General features: G+C 61.9%; 15 protein-coding genes. 11 read left to right on the top strand and 4 right to left on the bottom strand.

The features are described 5' to 3' along the window. Positions 1 to 19 precede the first annotated feature (19 nt). From BG60_RS06815 to BG60_RS06805, 3 genes are all read left to right on the top strand, one after another. Positions 20 to 850 (top strand): NAD-dependent epimerase/dehydratase family protein, encoded by an 831-nt coding sequence (locus BG60_RS06815; RefSeq protein ID WP_008348019.1) that lies wholly within the window; start codon positions 20 to 22, stop codon positions 848 to 850. Continuing rightward, positions 847 to 1,755: an SMP-30/gluconolactonase/LRE family protein gene (locus BG60_RS06810; RefSeq protein WP_008348021.1), complete on the top strand. Its 909-nt coding sequence runs from the start codon at positions 847 to 849 to the stop codon at positions 1,753 to 1,755. Before BG60_RS06815 ends, BG60_RS06810 begins: the two co-directional genes overlap by 4 nt. Positions 1,756 to 1,987: 232 nt before the next feature. Then, the gene (locus BG60_RS06805; RefSeq protein WP_008348022.1) at positions 1,988 to 3,334 is read left to right on the top strand and encodes an MFS transporter; all 1,347 of its coding nucleotides are present in this window, start codon (positions 1,988 to 1,990) and stop codon (positions 3,332 to 3,334) included. Positions 3,335 to 3,377: 43 nt separating this feature from the next. On the opposite strand, the gene BG60_RS06800 is transcribed toward BG60_RS06805, so the two are convergent. Then, positions 3,378 to 4,139 carry a FadR/GntR family transcriptional regulator gene (locus tag BG60_RS06800; protein ID WP_008348023.1) on the bottom strand — a complete coding sequence of 254 codons (762 nt, stop codon included), beginning with the start codon at positions 4,137 to 4,139 and terminating at the stop codon, positions 3,378 to 3,380. 144 nt (positions 4,140 to 4,283) lie between these two features. Here BG60_RS06800 and BG60_RS06795 point away from each other — a divergent pair, with 144 nt between their 5' ends. The 7 genes from BG60_RS06795 to BG60_RS06765 all read left to right on the top strand — a co-directional run bounded on the left by BG60_RS06795 (position 4,284) and on the right by BG60_RS06765 (position 11,067). Then, a complete protein-coding gene (locus BG60_RS06795; protein WP_008348024.1) occupies positions 4,284 to 5,129 on the top strand; it encodes an NAD-dependent epimerase/dehydratase family protein in 846 nt (281 codons plus the stop codon). A 105-nt stretch (positions 5,130 to 5,234) separates the two neighbouring features. After that, on the top strand, positions 5,235 to 5,981 hold the full coding sequence (locus BG60_RS06790) for an amino acid ABC transporter permease (protein WP_008348025.1): 747 nt from the start codon (positions 5,235 to 5,237) through the stop codon (positions 5,979 to 5,981). After that, positions 5,978 to 6,631: an amino acid ABC transporter permease gene (locus BG60_RS06785; protein WP_008348026.1), complete on the top strand. Its 654-nt coding sequence runs from the start codon at positions 5,978 to 5,980 to the stop codon at positions 6,629 to 6,631. Before BG60_RS06790 ends, BG60_RS06785 begins: the two co-directional genes overlap by 4 nt. Continuing rightward, positions 6,615 to 7,343, top strand: coding sequence for an amino acid ABC transporter ATP-binding protein (locus tag BG60_RS06780; protein WP_008348027.1), 729 nt, complete (start codon positions 6,615 to 6,617; stop codon positions 7,341 to 7,343). Before BG60_RS06785 ends, BG60_RS06780 begins: the two co-directional genes overlap by 17 nt. A gap of 47 nt (positions 7,344 to 7,390) precedes the next feature. Then, positions 7,391 to 8,188 carry a transporter substrate-binding domain-containing protein gene (locus tag BG60_RS06775; RefSeq protein ID WP_008348028.1) on the top strand — a complete coding sequence of 266 codons (798 nt, stop codon included), beginning with the start codon at positions 7,391 to 7,393 and terminating at the stop codon, positions 8,186 to 8,188. Between the two features lie 302 nt (positions 8,189 to 8,490). Further along, positions 8,491 to 10,212, top strand: a complete 1,722-nt coding sequence (gene poxB, locus BG60_RS06770) for a ubiquinone-dependent pyruvate dehydrogenase (protein ID WP_033536202.1) — start codon at positions 8,491 to 8,493, stop codon at positions 10,210 to 10,212. A gap of 3 nt (positions 10,213 to 10,215) precedes the next feature. Beyond that, complete coding sequence (locus BG60_RS06765) at positions 10,216 to 11,067, top strand: alpha/beta fold hydrolase (RefSeq protein ID WP_008348030.1); 852 nt, start codon at positions 10,216 to 10,218, stop codon at positions 11,065 to 11,067. 29 nt (positions 11,068 to 11,096) lie between these two features. On the opposite strand, the gene BG60_RS06760 is transcribed toward BG60_RS06765, so the two are convergent. The 3 genes from BG60_RS06760 to BG60_RS06750 form a co-directional block, all read right to left on the bottom strand. After that, positions 11,097 to 11,759 (bottom strand): hypothetical protein, encoded by a 663-nt coding sequence (locus BG60_RS06760; RefSeq protein WP_008348031.1) that lies wholly within the window; start codon positions 11,757 to 11,759, stop codon positions 11,097 to 11,099. Between the two features lie 219 nt (positions 11,760 to 11,978). Next, complete coding sequence (locus BG60_RS06755) at positions 11,979 to 12,752, bottom strand: DUF899 domain-containing protein (RefSeq protein ID WP_033536203.1); 774 nt, start codon at positions 12,750 to 12,752, stop codon at positions 11,979 to 11,981. A gap of 149 nt (positions 12,753 to 12,901) precedes the next feature. Beyond that, positions 12,902 to 13,411, bottom strand: a complete 510-nt coding sequence (locus tag BG60_RS06750) for a DUF6622 family protein (protein WP_008348033.1) — start codon at positions 13,409 to 13,411, stop codon at positions 12,902 to 12,904. Positions 13,412 to 13,725: 314 nt separating this feature from the next. On the opposite strand from BG60_RS06750, the gene panS reads away from it, so the two are divergent. Continuing rightward, positions 13,726 to 14,685, top strand: a complete 960-nt coding sequence (gene panS / locus BG60_RS06745; protein WP_008348034.1) for a ketopantoate/pantoate/pantothenate transporter PanS — start codon at positions 13,726 to 13,728, stop codon at positions 14,683 to 14,685. Positions 14,686 to 14,742 lie beyond the last annotated feature (57 nt).

Below are 14,742 nucleotides of genomic sequence, written 5' to 3'. Positions count from 1 at the left end.
CGTATTGACAGGAGTCTCGATGAATCAGCCAAACGCAGCGGCCAAGCCGTTCAAGCGTCTGCTTCTGACCGGCGCGGCCGGCAATCTGGGTCGTCAGTTGCGCGGCGCGCTCGCTCAATGGGCCGACGTCGTGAGGCTCTCCGACATCGCGCCGCTCGACGATGCAGCGAGCCATGAAGAGATCAGCGCCGTCGATCTCGCGGATCGCGACAAGGTGATGCAGCTCGTCGAGGGCGTCGACGCGATCGTGCATCTCGGCGGCATCTCGATCGACGCGCCGTTCGACGATCTGATCGAAGCGAATATCCGCGGTACGTACAACATCTATGAAGCGGCGCGCCGTCATGGGGTGAAGCGCATCGTGTTCGCGAGCTCGAACCATGCAATCGGCTTTCATCCAGTCACCGAAGTGCTCGACGCCGATTCGCCCCATCGCCCGGACAGTCTTTATGGCGTGACCAAGTGCTTCGGCGAATCGCTGTCGCGCTATTACTTCGATCGCTTCGGCATCGAGACGGTGAACCTGCGCATCGGTTCGTCGTTCGAGGAGCCGAAGAATCCGCGCATGCTCGTCACGTATCTGAGCTACCGCGATTTCATCGAGCTCGTGCGCTGCTCGCTGTTCACGAATCGCGTCGGTCATGCGGTGGTGTACGGCGCTTCTGACAATCCGGTGAAGTGGTGGGACAACTCGAAGGCGGGCTTCCTCGGCTTCAATCCGCAAGACAGCTCGGCCCAGTTCGACGGGCTGTTTCCGGTGACCGGACCGAGCGCCGATCGCGATGATCCGGCGCAGCGCTTCCAGGGCGGCCCGTTCGTATTGGGCGAGCCGATGGAGCGCAAGCGATGAGCGCCGCCGTGCGCGCGGAACGCATCGACGCGGCCGGGCGCGCGACCGTCGGCGAATGTCCGCTATGGCGCGCGCAAGAGGGCGCGCTGTATTGGGTCGATATTCCCGCGCGACGGATCGTCAGGCTCGAGATCGAAAGCGCGAGACGTACGGAATGGGCGTTCGACGAACAGGTCGCATGCTTTGCGTTCGACAAGGCTGGGCGCGTCGTCGCGGGCATGGAAAGCGGCATGTTCGGCGTGACGCTCGCCGACGAGAACCAGGCGCACGCCGTGAAGCTCGCAGCGCCTTCGTTTCCCGCGACGGGCATGCGCTTCAACGATGGCCGCTGCGACAGGCAAGGGCGCTTCTGGGCCGGAACGATGGTGATGGACATGTCGCTCGCGAGTGCCGTCGGCGCGCTGTATCGCTTCGATGAGCAGGGCGCTTTGTCGGAATCGGTCGTCGATGGTCTGATCACGCAGAACGGCCTCGCATGGTCGCCGGATGGCAGAACGATGTATTTGTCGGACTCGCATCCGCAACGGCGCATGATCTGGGCATTCGACTTCGACCCCGACACCGGCAGGCCGCACGCGCAGCGCGCATTTGCCGATCTGCATCACTACGCGGGCCGTCCCGATGGCGCCGCGGTCGATGCGGACGGCTGCTACTGGACGTGTGCGAACGACGCCGGCCGCCTGCTGCGTTTCACACCGCGCGGCGAACTCGATCGCGAGATCGTGCTGCCTGCGAGCAAGCCGTCGATGTGCGCGTTCGGCGGCAGCGATCTGAAAACGCTCTATGTCACGACTATTCGTCCGGCAATGAATGCCACTGACGACGACGGTCACGTGTTCGCATTGAACCCCGGCGTGCAAGGATTACCGGAGCCGGAGTACGCCGCGCTGTTACCGGTAGCATAAACTTCACGAAAACGGGGCGATCATTCGCCCCGTCCGCATTTTTTTCGCATGATTTGGGACGCAAACGATTCGAGCGCATTTTATTGGCGCGCATCGAAATGATGGACACGTCCCCCTTCGGAACCGATACCAAGCACAAACACCAATGCTGCAAGTCCTTCTGAAAGAGTAGTCTCCGCAGGTATCTCAAGCACCCGCGATCAACAGATTCTCTAATCCGGAGGAGACATTGATGGACCTTGAAGCTCGCACCATGAAGCGCGTGATGGTTCGCCTCGTGCCGTTCCTGATCTTGTGTTACTTCATCGCATATCTGGACCGCGTCAACGTCGGCTTTGCCGCATTGCAGATGAACAAGGCGCTCGGTTTCACTGCGAGCATGTTCGGTTTCGGCGCCGGCATTTTCTTCATCGCCTATTTCTTTTTCGAGGTTCCTTCGAACCTGCTGCTCGAACGATTCGGCGCGCGCCGCTGGATCGCACGCATCATGTTCACGTGGGGCATCCTCGCAGCCGCGATGGCCTACATTCCGCATATCGCGCAGGCGACAGGCCTCTCCAACGCATACGTGTTCTATGGCTTGCGCATCCTGCTCGGCGTCGCGGAAGCGGGCTTCTTTCCCGGCATCATCTTTCTGCTGACCTTGTGGTTCCCGGCGAAGTATCGCGGCCGCGTCGTCGGCTATTTCATGGCGGCGATTCCACTGTCCACCGTGATCGGCGGACCGATCTCCGGCGCGCTCTTGCAGATGGACGGCATCAACGGCATGGCGGGCTGGCAGTGGCTGTATCTGATCGAAGCGATTCCCGCGTTGCTGCTCGCGTTCGTCGTGTACTTCTATCTGACCGACAAGCCTTCCGACGCACACTGGCTTGCAAAAGAAGAGCGTGACTGGCTCGTCGATCGTCAGGCGCAAGAGCGCGCGCATCGCGAATCCGTGCATGCGTTCAGCGTGAAGGAAGCCATCTTCAATCCGCGCGTGCTCGCCATTGCCCTGATCTACTTCGGCGCGAATGCCACGAACTATGGGCTGAGCTTCTTCCTGCCGCAGATCGTCAAATCGTTCGGTCTTTCCAACTTGCAGACCGGCTTCGTCACGTCATTGCCCTATGCCGTGGGCGTGATCAGCATGGTGCTGTGGGGCCGTCATTCGGATCGCAAGCTCGAACGGCGCTGGCATGTCGCGATTGCGTTGATGGTCGCGGCGGGCGGCATCGCGGCATCGGCGGGCCTCGACGATCCGGTGATGAAGATGATCGCGCTGTCGATCGCGGGCTTCGGCATCTTCGGTTGCCTGCCGGTGATCTGGACGCTGCCGGCCTCGTTCCTTTCGGGTGCGGCGGCGGCGGGCGGCATCGCGGCGATCAACTCGCTCGGCAATCTCGCGGGCTTCTTCGGTCCCTATGCGATGGGCTGGATCAAGGACAGCACGGGCGGCTTCGGCGCGGGCCTGCTGTGCCTGGCAGGGGCGGGCATGGTCGGCGTGGCGGCGGTCCTGCTGCTGCATCACGATCAGGCACTGGAGACGATTTCCGGCGCGCATGACGTCGAGGATGGCGAGCCGAACATGGCGCGTTGATGTTGCATCGCGAGGACCGCGCCAACGCGCGGTACTCGCGTATTCATTCAAGCGACGACTGCGCGCGTCGCAATCTCTCCCGGCTGTTGATCAGATGCAGACGCATCGCGGTGCGCGCCGAATCGGCATCGCCGCGTTCAATGGCGTCCGCGATCTGTTCATGCTCGCGATTCACGCGCATCAGGTAATCCGCGTATTGATCGCGCGGAATCGGCGTCGCCGTGATGCGCGTGCGCGGAATCATGCGCGTGCCCAGATGCTCCATGATCTCGACGAAATAGCGATTGCCCGTTGCATGCGCGATCTCCATGTGAAAGCGCAGATCGGGCGATACGGTATCGCTTGCTTCGCCCACGTTCCTTGAAAAGTCCCCGAGCGTCGAGCGCATCGTCGCAAGACGCGCGGCATCGCAACGCATTGCGGCAAGTCCCGCGCTTTCGGTTTCGAGACTAATGCGCAATTCGAGGATGGCGAGCGCATCCATCGAACCGGCGACATCGGCGGGATCGAGGTGCAGAAGAGGCGACATGCCCGCTTCACACACGAACGTACCGATGCCATGCCGCGTTTCCACGAGTCCTGCCGCTTGCAGACGCGACAGCGCCTCACGCACGACGGTGCGGCTCACGCCGAAGCGCTGAACCATTTCCGCTTCCGTCGCGAGCCTGCTGCCGCCCTTCAGTTCCTGTGCATCGATCTGGGCGCGCAAGGCGTCGACGAGTTGCGCGGTCAGACTGCGTCGCGCTTGCGGCGATGCAATCGAGGATGCGTCGGTGCCGGCATGAAGATCGGGCGATAGCGTCACGGTAGTCTCGTTGGCGTGGGTTTTACACACATTGACAAATCGTTCGGCAAATGATGATATGCGTCATGTAGTGATATGACAACGTACAAGAAGACGCGCGCAGGGTAATCCCTAGCGACGACAGCCTTCAGGAGACACAACACGATGGAACAACAAACCAGCACGCCGTCCGCCGACGAAGATGCGCAATTCGATCGTCTGTTGCTGACGGGCGCCGCCGGCGGAATCGGCCGCGCGATCCGGCATCGCGTCGCCGAGTTCGCGCGGCATGTGCGGATCTCCGACTTGCCTGGCGTGTTGCAGGGCGACGCCGCGCCTCACGAAGAGATCGCTCCTTGCGATCTCGCCGACCGCGACGCCGTCGATGCGCTTGCAATGGACTGCGACGCGATCATTCATCTCGGCGGGGTATCGGTCGAGCGTCCGTTCGAAGAGATTCTCGAAGCCAACATCAAGGGCGTTTTCAATCTTTACGAAGCGGCGCGCCGTCAGGGCGTGAAGCGCATCGTGTTCGCAAGCTCGAATCACGTCACGGGTTTCTATCGGCAGGACGAACGAATCGACGCCACTGCGCGCAAGCGCCCCGATGGCTACTACGGCTTGTCGAAGTCCTTCGGCGAGGACATGGCGCAAATGTATTTCGACCGGTACGGCATCGAGACGGTGAGCATTCGTATCGGCTCCGTGTTTCCGGAGCCGAAGGACCGCCGCATGATGGCGAGCTGGATGAGCTACGACGATTTTCATGACCTGTTGCGCCGCAGTCTCTTCACGAAAGACGTCGGCCACACGATCGTCTTCGGCATGTCGGCGAACGCGCATACATGGTGGGACAACCGCTGCGCCGCGCATCTCGGCTTCGTTCCGCGTGACTCGTCCGAGCAGTTCCGCGAAAAGGTTGAAGCGACGCCGCCGCCGGCGCCCACCGATCCGGTGGCGGTGCTGCAGGGCGGTGCCTTCACGACGACTGGCCCGTTCGATCCGGTTTAATGCATGCGAAATGCAGTATCACGGCGCTCGTAGTATGTCGTCATACATCCAGAGCGGGCGCACAGCGTGTTAGCGCCCACACACCTGACAGGAACTCTTGCCGCCATGTTCTCTCTCGATTTTTCACCGCTGCTGCCGTACTGGCCGACGTTCATGCTGGGCGCATGGCTCACGCTCAAGATGACTTGCGTGGCTGTGTTCTTCGGGCTGATTCTCGGCATGCTGGTGGCGTTCGCGAAGCGCGCGAAACTGCCGGTCCTCACGCGCCTGTGCATCGTCTATATCGAGGCGGTGCGCAATACGCCGTTCCTCGTGCAGATCTTTCTGCTGTACTTCGGTCTTGCGAGCATCGGCTTGCGCATGCCGACGTTCGCGGCCGCCGCGCTCGCGATGACGATCAACATCGGCGCATATGCGGCCGAGATCATCCGCGCGGGACTCGAATCGGTGCCACGCGGACAAATCGAAGCGGCCGAATGCCTCGGGCTTCCGAAGTGGCGCATCGGCTGGCATGTGATGTTGCAGCCGTCGATCGAAAAGGTCTATCCCGCGCTGACGAGCCAGTTCCTGCTGATGATGCAGGCCTCCGCGATCGCCTCGCAGATTTCGGCCGAAGAGCTCACGGCGGTCGCGAACACTGTGCAGTCCGATACGTTCCGCTCGCTCGAAACGTACATCGTGGTCGCGGCGCTGTATCTGGCGTTGTCGCTCGTCATCAAGCTCATCGCGTGGGCGGTGGGAGAGCATCTCTTCAAGCGCCGCCGCGCGATCCGGCTTGCTGCTAAACGCGCCGGCAAGACGCCGCCCGATCCGCAGCGCATCGATACGGTCATTCCCGGAGGTGCGGCATGAGCGGCGGATTCACGTCATCGCACCTTGTCTATCTAGTGCAATCGATCGGCTGGACGCTCGTGCTTTCCGCGCTTGCGTTCGTGCTCGGCGGTATCGGCGGCTTTGCCGTGATGCTCGCGCGCATCTCGCCGCGCGCATGGCTTGCGCGCGTGGCGCTCGTGTATATCGAGGCGATTCAGGGCATACCGCTGCTGATCCTGCTGTTCATCGTGTACTTCGGCCTGTCGGTGTACGGCTATCAGGTGCCCGCGCTCGTCGCGGCCGGGCTCGCGCTGATGATCTATTCGAGCGCATATCTCGGCGATATCTGGCGCGGCTGTATCGAAGCGATGCCCAAGCCGCAGTGGGAAGCGTCGGAATGCCTGTCGCTCACGCGCTGGCAGACGCTGCGCCTCGTCATCATCCCGCAGGCGATGCGTCTCGCGCTGCCGCCGACCGTCGGGTTTCTCGTGCAGCTCATCAAGATGACGTCGCTTGCTTCGGTGATCGGCTTCATCGAGTTGACGCGCGCGGGGCAGATCATCAATAACTCGATCTTCCAGCCGTTCCTCATCTTCGGTCTGGTCGGCGCTTTCTATTTCGTCCTGTGCTATCCGCTTTCGCGCTGGAGCCAATCGATGGAGAACAAGCTCAATGTCAGCAATCGTTAAGGTCGGCGATATTCACAAGAGCTTCGGCTCCAATCATGTTCTCAAGGGCGTTTCCTTCGAAGTCAACAAGGGCGAGATGATCGCCGTGATCGGCGCGAGCGGTTCGGGCAAGAGCACGGCGTTGCGTTGCATCGACAGGCTGGAGACGATCGACCAAGGGCAAATCGAAGTGTGCGGCATTCGCGTCGATGATCCGAAGGTCGATCTGCATCTGTTGCGCCGCGAAGTGGGCATCGTGTTTCAAAGCTATAACCTCTTTCCGCATCTGACGGTCGAAGAGAACATCATGCTCGCGCTGCGTCACGTCAAGAAGATGTCGCGCGACGAAGCGCGGCGCATTGCGATGAACGTGCTGGAGCAAGTCGGTCTCGGACAGAAGGCCGATGCGTATCCCGAGCAATTGTCGGGCGGACAGCAGCAGCGCGTGGCGATCGCGCGCTCGCTCGCGATGTCGCCAAAGGTGATGCTGTTCGACGAAGTGACCTCGGCGCTCGATCCGCAATTGACGGGCGAAGTGCTGCGCGTGATGGAAGACCTCGCTGCCGACGGCATGACGATGCTGCTCGTCACGCACGAGATGGCCTTCGCGAAGCGCGTGGCGGATCGCATCATCTACATGCATCAGGGAAAGGTTTGGGAAGTGGGCGACGGCAGCATGCTCGATGCGCCGCGCACACCCGAATTGCGCGCATTCCTCGATAACGGACTTTGATAATCGCAGCATCAATTCAGCAACATTAATAACGACGGAGACGTAACTTGAAAGCGAAATCAATCATTGCACGCGCAACGCTCGCAACGTTGATGATGGCAGGCGCGGTTCACAGCGTGATGGCCGATGAACTCGACGACATCAAGAAGGCAGGCGTCGTGCGCGTCGCGATCGCCATCGGCACGCCGCTCTTCAGCTATGCCGACCAGAACCTGAAGCCCGCGGGATCGGACGTCGATACTGCCGCCGCGCTTGCGAAGGATCTCGGCGTGAAGCTAGAACTCGTGCAGATCACCAACGCCGCGCGCATTCCGACGCTGCAGGCGAAGCGCGCGGACCTCGTGATTTCCTCGCTGTCGGTCACGCCGGAGCGCGCCAAAGTCGTCGATTTCTCGAACCCGTATGCGGTCATCTCGATCATCGTTGGCGGCGTGAAGACGGCGAACGTGAAGAGCTATGCGGATCTCGACGGCAAGACCATCGGCCTCACGCGTGCAACGGTGAACGACACGCTGACGACACAGCAGGCGAAGGGCGCACAGATTCAACGCTATGAAGACGATGCGACGCTCATCACGTCGATGGTCACGGGACAGGTCGACATCTTCTCGAGCACGCCTTCGAACCTGAAGGAGATGCAGGATCGCGCTCCGCAACGCAACATCGAGATGAAGTTCGAGCAGAAGACGTTCGATCTCGGCATCGCGATGAACAAGGACCAGCCGCGCCTGAAGGAATGGGTGAACAACTGGGTCGGCGCGAACATGAAGAGCGGCAACCTCAACACGATCTACAAGAAGTATCACGGACGGGATCTGCCGGAGAACATGCGCAAGGGCGCCTGAGCGCAGGGTCTCGCTTCAGTCATGCGCAACGGCGGCGGGTCATCGATCCGCCGCCGTTGTCGTTTGCATTACGCATACCGGATTCCTTCCGGAATGATGCATTCAAAATACCGCGATCGCCTATCCTGAACGCCCGCACCACGCGGTCTCGACACGGTTCAGGACAAACCGCCGCGCTCCGGCGTACACTCCTTTTGCGTTTTGAATCCTGCATGCATTGAGCCAACACGGATGCGCGCCACGTCATTCCGTGCGCGGCTCCGTCGATCACTGGACATCCTCTCTTCATCACGGGACACATCATGGCCAAGGGCACGATAGCGGACTATCTGGCGAAGACACTGGCGGCGGCGGGCGTAGAGCGAATCTGGGGCGTGACGGGCGACAGCCTGAACGGTTTGGCGTTCAGCCTCGATCGTGTCGGCTCGATCCGCTGGATGCATACGCGTCACGAGGAAGCAGCCGCTTTCGCGGCCGGAGCCGATGCCGCCGCGACAGGCAAACTCGCGGTATGCGCGGGCAGTTGCGGCCCAGGCAATCTGCATCTCATCAATGGTCTTTACGACTGTCATCGCAATCATCAACCGGTGCTCGCCATCGCGGCGCACATTCCATCGACGGAAATCGGCCTCGGCTACTTTCAGGAAACGCATCCGCAGGAATTGTTCAGGGAATGCAGTCACTTCGTGGAGCTGGTGTCGAATGCGTCGCAGTTTCCGCGCGTGCTCGAACGCGCGATGCGTGCGGCGATCGATCAGCGCGGCGTCGCGGTGATCGTGTTGCCGGGCGACGTCGCATTGAGCGAAGGCCCGGCCGTCGAGCCGCGCTGGACCGCGAGCGCGCCGGGCGCGATCGTGCCGGCAGACGCCGATCTCGACAAGCTCGCGAGCCTTCTGAACGGCTGCGAAGCGGTGACGATCATGTGCGGCAGCGGCGTCGCCGGCTCGCACGACGAAGTGGTCGCGCTCGCCGATACGCTCGGAGCACCGATAGTGCATGCGTTGCGCGGCAAGCAGTTCATCGAGTACGACAACCCGTTCGATGTCGGCATGACAGGGCTCATCGGTTTCAGTTCGGGCTATCACGCGATGATGTCGTGCGACACGCTGCTCCTGCTCGGATGCGATTTTCCGTATCGCCCGTTCTATCCGCCGCAAGCGAAGATCGTGCAGATCGACTGGCGCGGCTCGCAACTCGGACGCCGCGCGCCGCTGGAAATGGGGCTCGTCGGCACGATCAAGGAAACGCTCGCGGCGCTCTTGCCGAAGCTCCAACGCAAGGACGAGCGGCGTTTTCTCGAGAACGCATTGAAGCACTATGCGACCGCCCGCAAGGACCTCGACGATCTCGCGACGCCATCCGCGCCGGGACGTCCGATTCATCCGCAATATCTGACGAAGCTCGTCGATGAAATCGCAGCCGACGACGCGATCTTCACCGTCGACGTCGGCACGCCGACACTGTGGGCCGCGCGTTATCTGACAATGAACGGCAAGCGCCAGTTGCACGGCTCGTTCAATCACGGCTCGATGGCAAACGCAATGCCGCAGGCGCTCGGCGCTCAGGCCGCGCGGCCGCAACGGCAAGTCGTTTCGCTATCGGGCGACGGCGGTTTGTCGATGCTGCTCGGCGATCTGCTCTCGGCCGTGCAACTCGATCTCCCGATCAAGGTCGTCGTGTTCAACAACAGCCTGCTCGGTTTCGTGTCGATGGAACTGAAGGCTGGCGGCTATCTCGACACCAACGTCGATCTCAGCAAGACCGATTTCTCGCAGATCGCGAAGGGCGCGGGCATCTGGTCGGTGCGCGTCGAGGAATCGGAGCAACTCGAAAACGCGCTGCGCGAAGCGTTCGCGCACAAAGGACCGGCGGTCGTCGATGTCGTCACGTCGAAGCATGAACTCGCGATGCCGCCGACCATCGAACTGTCGCAAGCGAAGGGCTTCAGCCTCTATATGTTGCGAGCGATCCTGAGCGGGCGCGGCGATGAGATCGTCGAACTCGCGCGCACGAATCTGCGTTGAGCCATGAACGAATCGAACGATACGCTGCCACTCGATCACGTTTTCGAATACGAAGGACAAGCCGTGCGCTACGGCATGATCGGCGAGGGCGCGCCGCTCGTGATGGTGCACGGCACGCCGTTTTCATCGCAGGTGTGGCGACGCATCGCACCGGTAGCGGCGCGTTTGCGGCGTGTGCATTACTTCGATCTGCTGGGCTACGGTGCGTCGGAGATGCGCGAGGGGCAGGACGTATCGCTCGGCGTGCAGAATCGCGTGCTCGCGGCGCTTCTCGCGCACTGGTGCGGTGAGTGGAACGGTGCCTTGCCCGATGTGCTCGCACACGATTTCGGCGGCGCGACATCGCTGCGAGCCGCGTTGATCGACGGCTGCGCGTATCGTTCGCTGATGCTCGTCGATCCGGTCGCCGTCGCGCCGTGGGGATCGCCCTTCGTGCGTCATGTGCGACAGCATGAAGCCGCGTTTGCGGGTGTGCCGCCGTACATGCATCAGGCGATGCTCGATGCATATCTGCAGGGTGCGGCGCATCGGCGGTTGCAGCAAGAGACGCTGCGCGTCTATACGCGGCCGTGGACCGGCAAAGTCGGGCAGGCCGCGTTCTATCGGCAGATCGCGCAGATGGATCAGCGCTACACCGATGAAGTGCAATCGCGCTATGGCGAATTGAAATGCCCCGTATCGATTCTTTGGGGCGAAGAGGACGAGTGGATACCGGTCGAGCGCGGTGTCGAACTCGCATCGCTGATTCCGGGCGCGCGCTTTACGCGCGTGCGCGGATCAGGGCATCTGATGCAGGAAGATGCGCCCGAAGCGATCGTCGGCGAATGGCTGGCGTTCGCGGGCGCAATCCAGTAACGCGATCAGAAGCGCTATCAGAAGCGCGATCAGAAGCGATAAGTGACGCCGACCTTTACGATCGGATAGAAGCGCAACTTGTCCGCCTTGTTCTGCAGATCCTGCTGTTCGGCGTCGATGTTTTCTTGTCCCGCCGCCGCGACGATATCCGCCGGAACGTCGAGCGTGACGCGCGGGCGGCCATACGCGACGCCTGCATCGAAGAACGCGGAGAAGCCTTTCTCGGCAACAGGCGTATGCCCGAAGCCGATGCCGATATACGGACGCACGGCCGGGAACTTAGCCTTGGCGTGAATGCTTTCCCCGAAAGTCGGATAAGCGATGCCGTCGATGGTGTAGGTGCCGTTCATGCTGGTCGCGGTGCCATCGACATGATCGCCGCCGATGAGCGCGCCAGCCGTGATGCGAAAACCGACCGTTCCCGGCGCCGGAAAAAAGTCGAAATAGAAGCCGCCGTGATAGATGCTCGCGGTGCCGTCGTAGTGGAGACCGCCAGCGTCGAAGTTATGCGAGAACTTCAGGCCGTTGAATTCGGCGCGCACGTTGTCGCGCGTGCCGAGCGGTTCCGAGTAGCCGATGCCCACGCCTTCGGTGCCGATCTGACCGTAGATTTCGCGGGCGTGCGAGAGCGGAGCGGCAAGCGCGGCGAGCGTGCCGATAGCGGCCGCGCATGCGGCCAACGACTTCTTCATTGCAGATTATCCGTGGAGGAGATGGACGAGAGGGCGTCCAGGCGAAAGCGGCGAATAGTGCCGGCTGGTGCGGGAGAGCCGTGCGCGACGGAGGCGTCGCTGTTGATGATTGTGTTTACGGAAACGTTTGCTGAAAACTTTAGCTAAATCGTTCCACAAAAATGCGGAACGGAACCGGCAAGAAATGATGACCGGTTCCGCATTCAACATTGCTCGTTTTTAGACCTTGTTCCTTGCGCTTTCAGCACGGAATGCCGCTTCGCCGGCATCGGAGATTTCGACCCATTTTTTATCGGGCGGCGCATCGTCGACATAACTGTCGTGCCAGTTCCACCACTTATAGGTCGGTGTCTGCGGATAGCCTTCAGGCGAGTCTTCCCAGAGTTCCTGTCGGCCGAGCGGCGTGATGTCGAGATAGTTCCAGGTATTGCCCATCTGCTCGTCGCCGCGATTGTTGAGAAAGTACGTGCGAAATGCACGGTCTCCTTCGCGGAAGAACACGTTCGTGCCGTGCCACTCGTCGACGCCGAAGTCGGCATCGAAGCGATCCGTCAGCGTGAACCAGGGAATGGTCCAGCCCATGCGTTCCTTCAGCCGCACGATGTCCTGCTGCGGCGCGCGCGATACGAAGACGAGCGTCGTGTCGCGCGCATTCAGATGTGCAAGATGCGCGACCTGATCCGCGACCAGCGAGCAGCCGCGGCACGCGTGCTCCGGCCATCCGAAGACGCCCGGCTCATAGAACGCGCGATAGACGATCAACTGACGCCGGCCATCGAAAAGATCGAGAAAGCCGATCTTGCCCGCGGGGCCTTCGAACATGTAGTCCGTCTTCACGGCGGTCCAGGGCATGCGGCGGCGTTCAGCGGCGAGCGCGTCGCGCGCGCGCGTCTGGGCTTTCTCCTTCACCAGCAACTGCTGACGCGCTGCTTCCCATTGCTCCTGCGACACGACGGGCGGCGTGCGCATCCCTGTTTCGTCGGATGTAGTCATGGCCTTGCAACCTCCTGAGTTGGACTCTTGCTCGTTGTTTGCCGTGATTCAGTCTGACTCCGATAGCGGAAAACGGAGAGTAACAAGTGTGACGCCATTTGCCCGATCGCGCGTTCCGATGGCCCGACGCGCGACCGCAGCAATCAGGATCAAGCCCACGAAGCGCGCAGCGCGTGCATCGTTTTCCAGTACGTGAAGAAGCGTCCCGCGAAGATGCCCGCGACGATGCCCGACACGGCAGCGTCGATTGCCGCATAGGTCGTGAGCGCGGGCAGATAGGCGACGGTCGCCATTTCGAAGCCGAGCCAGAACTTCGCGATGAACGTCGCGAGGATCAGCAGCATCGGCAACATGGAGCCGGGCAGCATCACGGTTCGCGCGATCGGATCGACGATGAAGCGGCTCTGGCTCGCAAGGAACACGCCGCCGACGATGCCCGCGCCCAGCGTGGCGATCCACACGGCGACGGCCATCCATCCGGCGAGCGGCGACGCGACGAGATGCGCGATGCCCATGCCCGCGAAAATAATCGGAACGATTGCGAGCTTCGACAGCGGGGTGGTGCTGGCCTGCATCGCCTTGATGCCGCGATACAAAAGAAATGCGAGCAGCACCCAGACCCACGTCGGCGTGCCTTGAACGATGGCGATTGGCGTCATGATCATCTCCTTGCAAGTGGTTGTTTGATGCGCATGATGACGCCGGAGAATGAGCCGCGAATGAGTTGGCGAGCGTATGCGCGCGTCGCGGGAATTAAGCGAATTCCGAAAACCCGTCGCGCGACGGGTAAAATGCGGCGCCTGCCCGACGATCGGCTAGAGAGACCGCGCGTGACCCGCGCGCGCCGGCATCGCGGGCAGCGTCCGCCCCACGAGGGCAAGCTTTCGTCCGTCTGCGCCTGTCCGGTCAACCCGCGCACCGCCGCTTTCGCTGAACCACACACGACACGCAACGACATTCGAGGATCGTTTTCATGCTTGCCCGCATCACCCGCCTTTTCCCGCTCTGGGCCGTGCTGGTTTCCATCGCCGCCTATAGTGCGCCTTCATCCGTGACGGGCATCGCGCCGCACGTCACGACGCTTCTCACGATCATCATGCTGTCGATGGGCGTCACGCTTTCCATCGACGATTTCAGGCGCGTGTTCACGCGGCCCGCGCCGGTCATCGCGGGCATCGTGCTGCATTACCTCGTGATGCCGCTCGCCGCGTGGGTCATCGCGAAAGCGCTGCACATGCCGCCCGATCTGATGGCGGGCATGGTGCTCGTCGGCAGCGTCGCGAGCGGCACGGCGTCGAACGTGATGATCTATCTCGCGCGTGGCGACGTGGCGCTGTCCGTCACGATCAGCGCGCTCTCGACGCTCGTCGGCGTGTTCGCGACGCCGCTGCTCACGCGCCTTTATGTCGATGCCTCCATCGCCGTCGACGTGCACGGCATGCTGATGAGCATCGTGCAGATCGTCGCGCTGCCTATCGTCATCGGCCTCGTCGTGAACCATCTGTTCGGCAAGCTCGTGCGCAAGATCGAGTGGATGCTGCCGCTCGTGTCGATGGTGGCGATCCTGCTCATCATCGCCGCGGTGGTCGGCGGCACGCAGAAGAGCATCGCGTCGGTGGGCATGGTCGTCGCGGTGGGCGTGGTGCTGCACAACGGCATCGGTCTATTGGGCGGCTATTGGGGCGGGCGTCTGCTCGGCTTCGACGAAGCCGTCTGCCGCACGCTGGCAATCGAAGTCGGCATGCAGAACTCGGGGCTCGCGGCGACGCTCGGCAAGCTGTATTTCACGCCGATCGCGGCGTTGCCCGGCGCACTTTTCTCGGTGTGGCACAACCTGTCGGGGTCGATGCTCGCGGGCTATTGGGCGGGACGTCCGGCGAAAGGCTCGACGCGCGAAGCCCACGCGCAGGCCGCCGTCGCGCGGCACGGCTGAGCGTGTGAATCGATCGAAAAAAAACGCGCCGATTGTGGCGCGTTTTTTTTCGGACGC

This window comes from Caballeronia zhejiangensis (genome assembly GCF_000698575.1).
Lineage (GTDB): Bacteria > Pseudomonadota > Gammaproteobacteria > Burkholderiales > Burkholderiaceae > Caballeronia > Caballeronia zhejiangensis.
This window is presented reverse-complemented; position numbering and strand designations above follow the sequence as displayed.

Excerpts from the sequence above, each read along its gene's own strand:
- BG60_RS06760 (WP_008348031.1), bottom strand. The coding sequence starts at position 11,759 with ATGAAGAAGTCGTTGGCCGCATGCGCGGCCGCTATCGGCACGCTCGCC.
- BG60_RS06810 (WP_008348021.1), top strand. The coding sequence starts at position 847 with ATGAGCGCCGCCGTGCGCGCGGAACGCATCGACGCGGCCGGGCGCGCG.
- BG60_RS06795 (WP_008348024.1), top strand. The coding sequence starts at position 4,284 with ATGGAACAACAAACCAGCACGCCGTCCGCCGACGAAGATGCGCAATTC.
- BG60_RS06755 (WP_033536203.1), bottom strand. The coding sequence starts at position 12,752 with ATGACTACATCCGACGAAACAGGGATGCGCACGCCGCCCGTCGTGTCG.
- BG60_RS06790 (WP_008348025.1), top strand. The coding sequence starts at position 5,235 with ATGTTCTCTCTCGATTTTTCACCGCTGCTGCCGTACTGGCCGACGTTC.
- BG60_RS06815 (WP_008348019.1), top strand. The coding sequence starts at position 20 with ATGAATCAGCCAAACGCAGCGGCCAAGCCGTTCAAGCGTCTGCTTCTG.
- poxB (WP_033536202.1), top strand. The coding sequence starts at position 8,491 with ATGGCCAAGGGCACGATAGCGGACTATCTGGCGAAGACACTGGCGGCG.
- BG60_RS06765 (WP_008348030.1), top strand. The coding sequence starts at position 10,216 with ATGAACGAATCGAACGATACGCTGCCACTCGATCACGTTTTCGAATAC.
- BG60_RS06750 (WP_008348033.1), bottom strand. The coding sequence starts at position 13,411 with ATGACGCCAATCGCCATCGTTCAAGGCACGCCGACGTGGGTCTGGGTG.
- BG60_RS06805 (WP_008348022.1), top strand. The coding sequence starts at position 1,988 with ATGGACCTTGAAGCTCGCACCATGAAGCGCGTGATGGTTCGCCTCGTG.
- BG60_RS06780 (WP_008348027.1), top strand. The coding sequence starts at position 6,615 with ATGTCAGCAATCGTTAAGGTCGGCGATATTCACAAGAGCTTCGGCTCC.
- panS (WP_008348034.1), top strand. The coding sequence starts at position 13,726 with ATGCTTGCCCGCATCACCCGCCTTTTCCCGCTCTGGGCCGTGCTGGTT.
- BG60_RS06785 (WP_008348026.1), top strand. The coding sequence starts at position 5,978 with ATGAGCGGCGGATTCACGTCATCGCACCTTGTCTATCTAGTGCAATCG.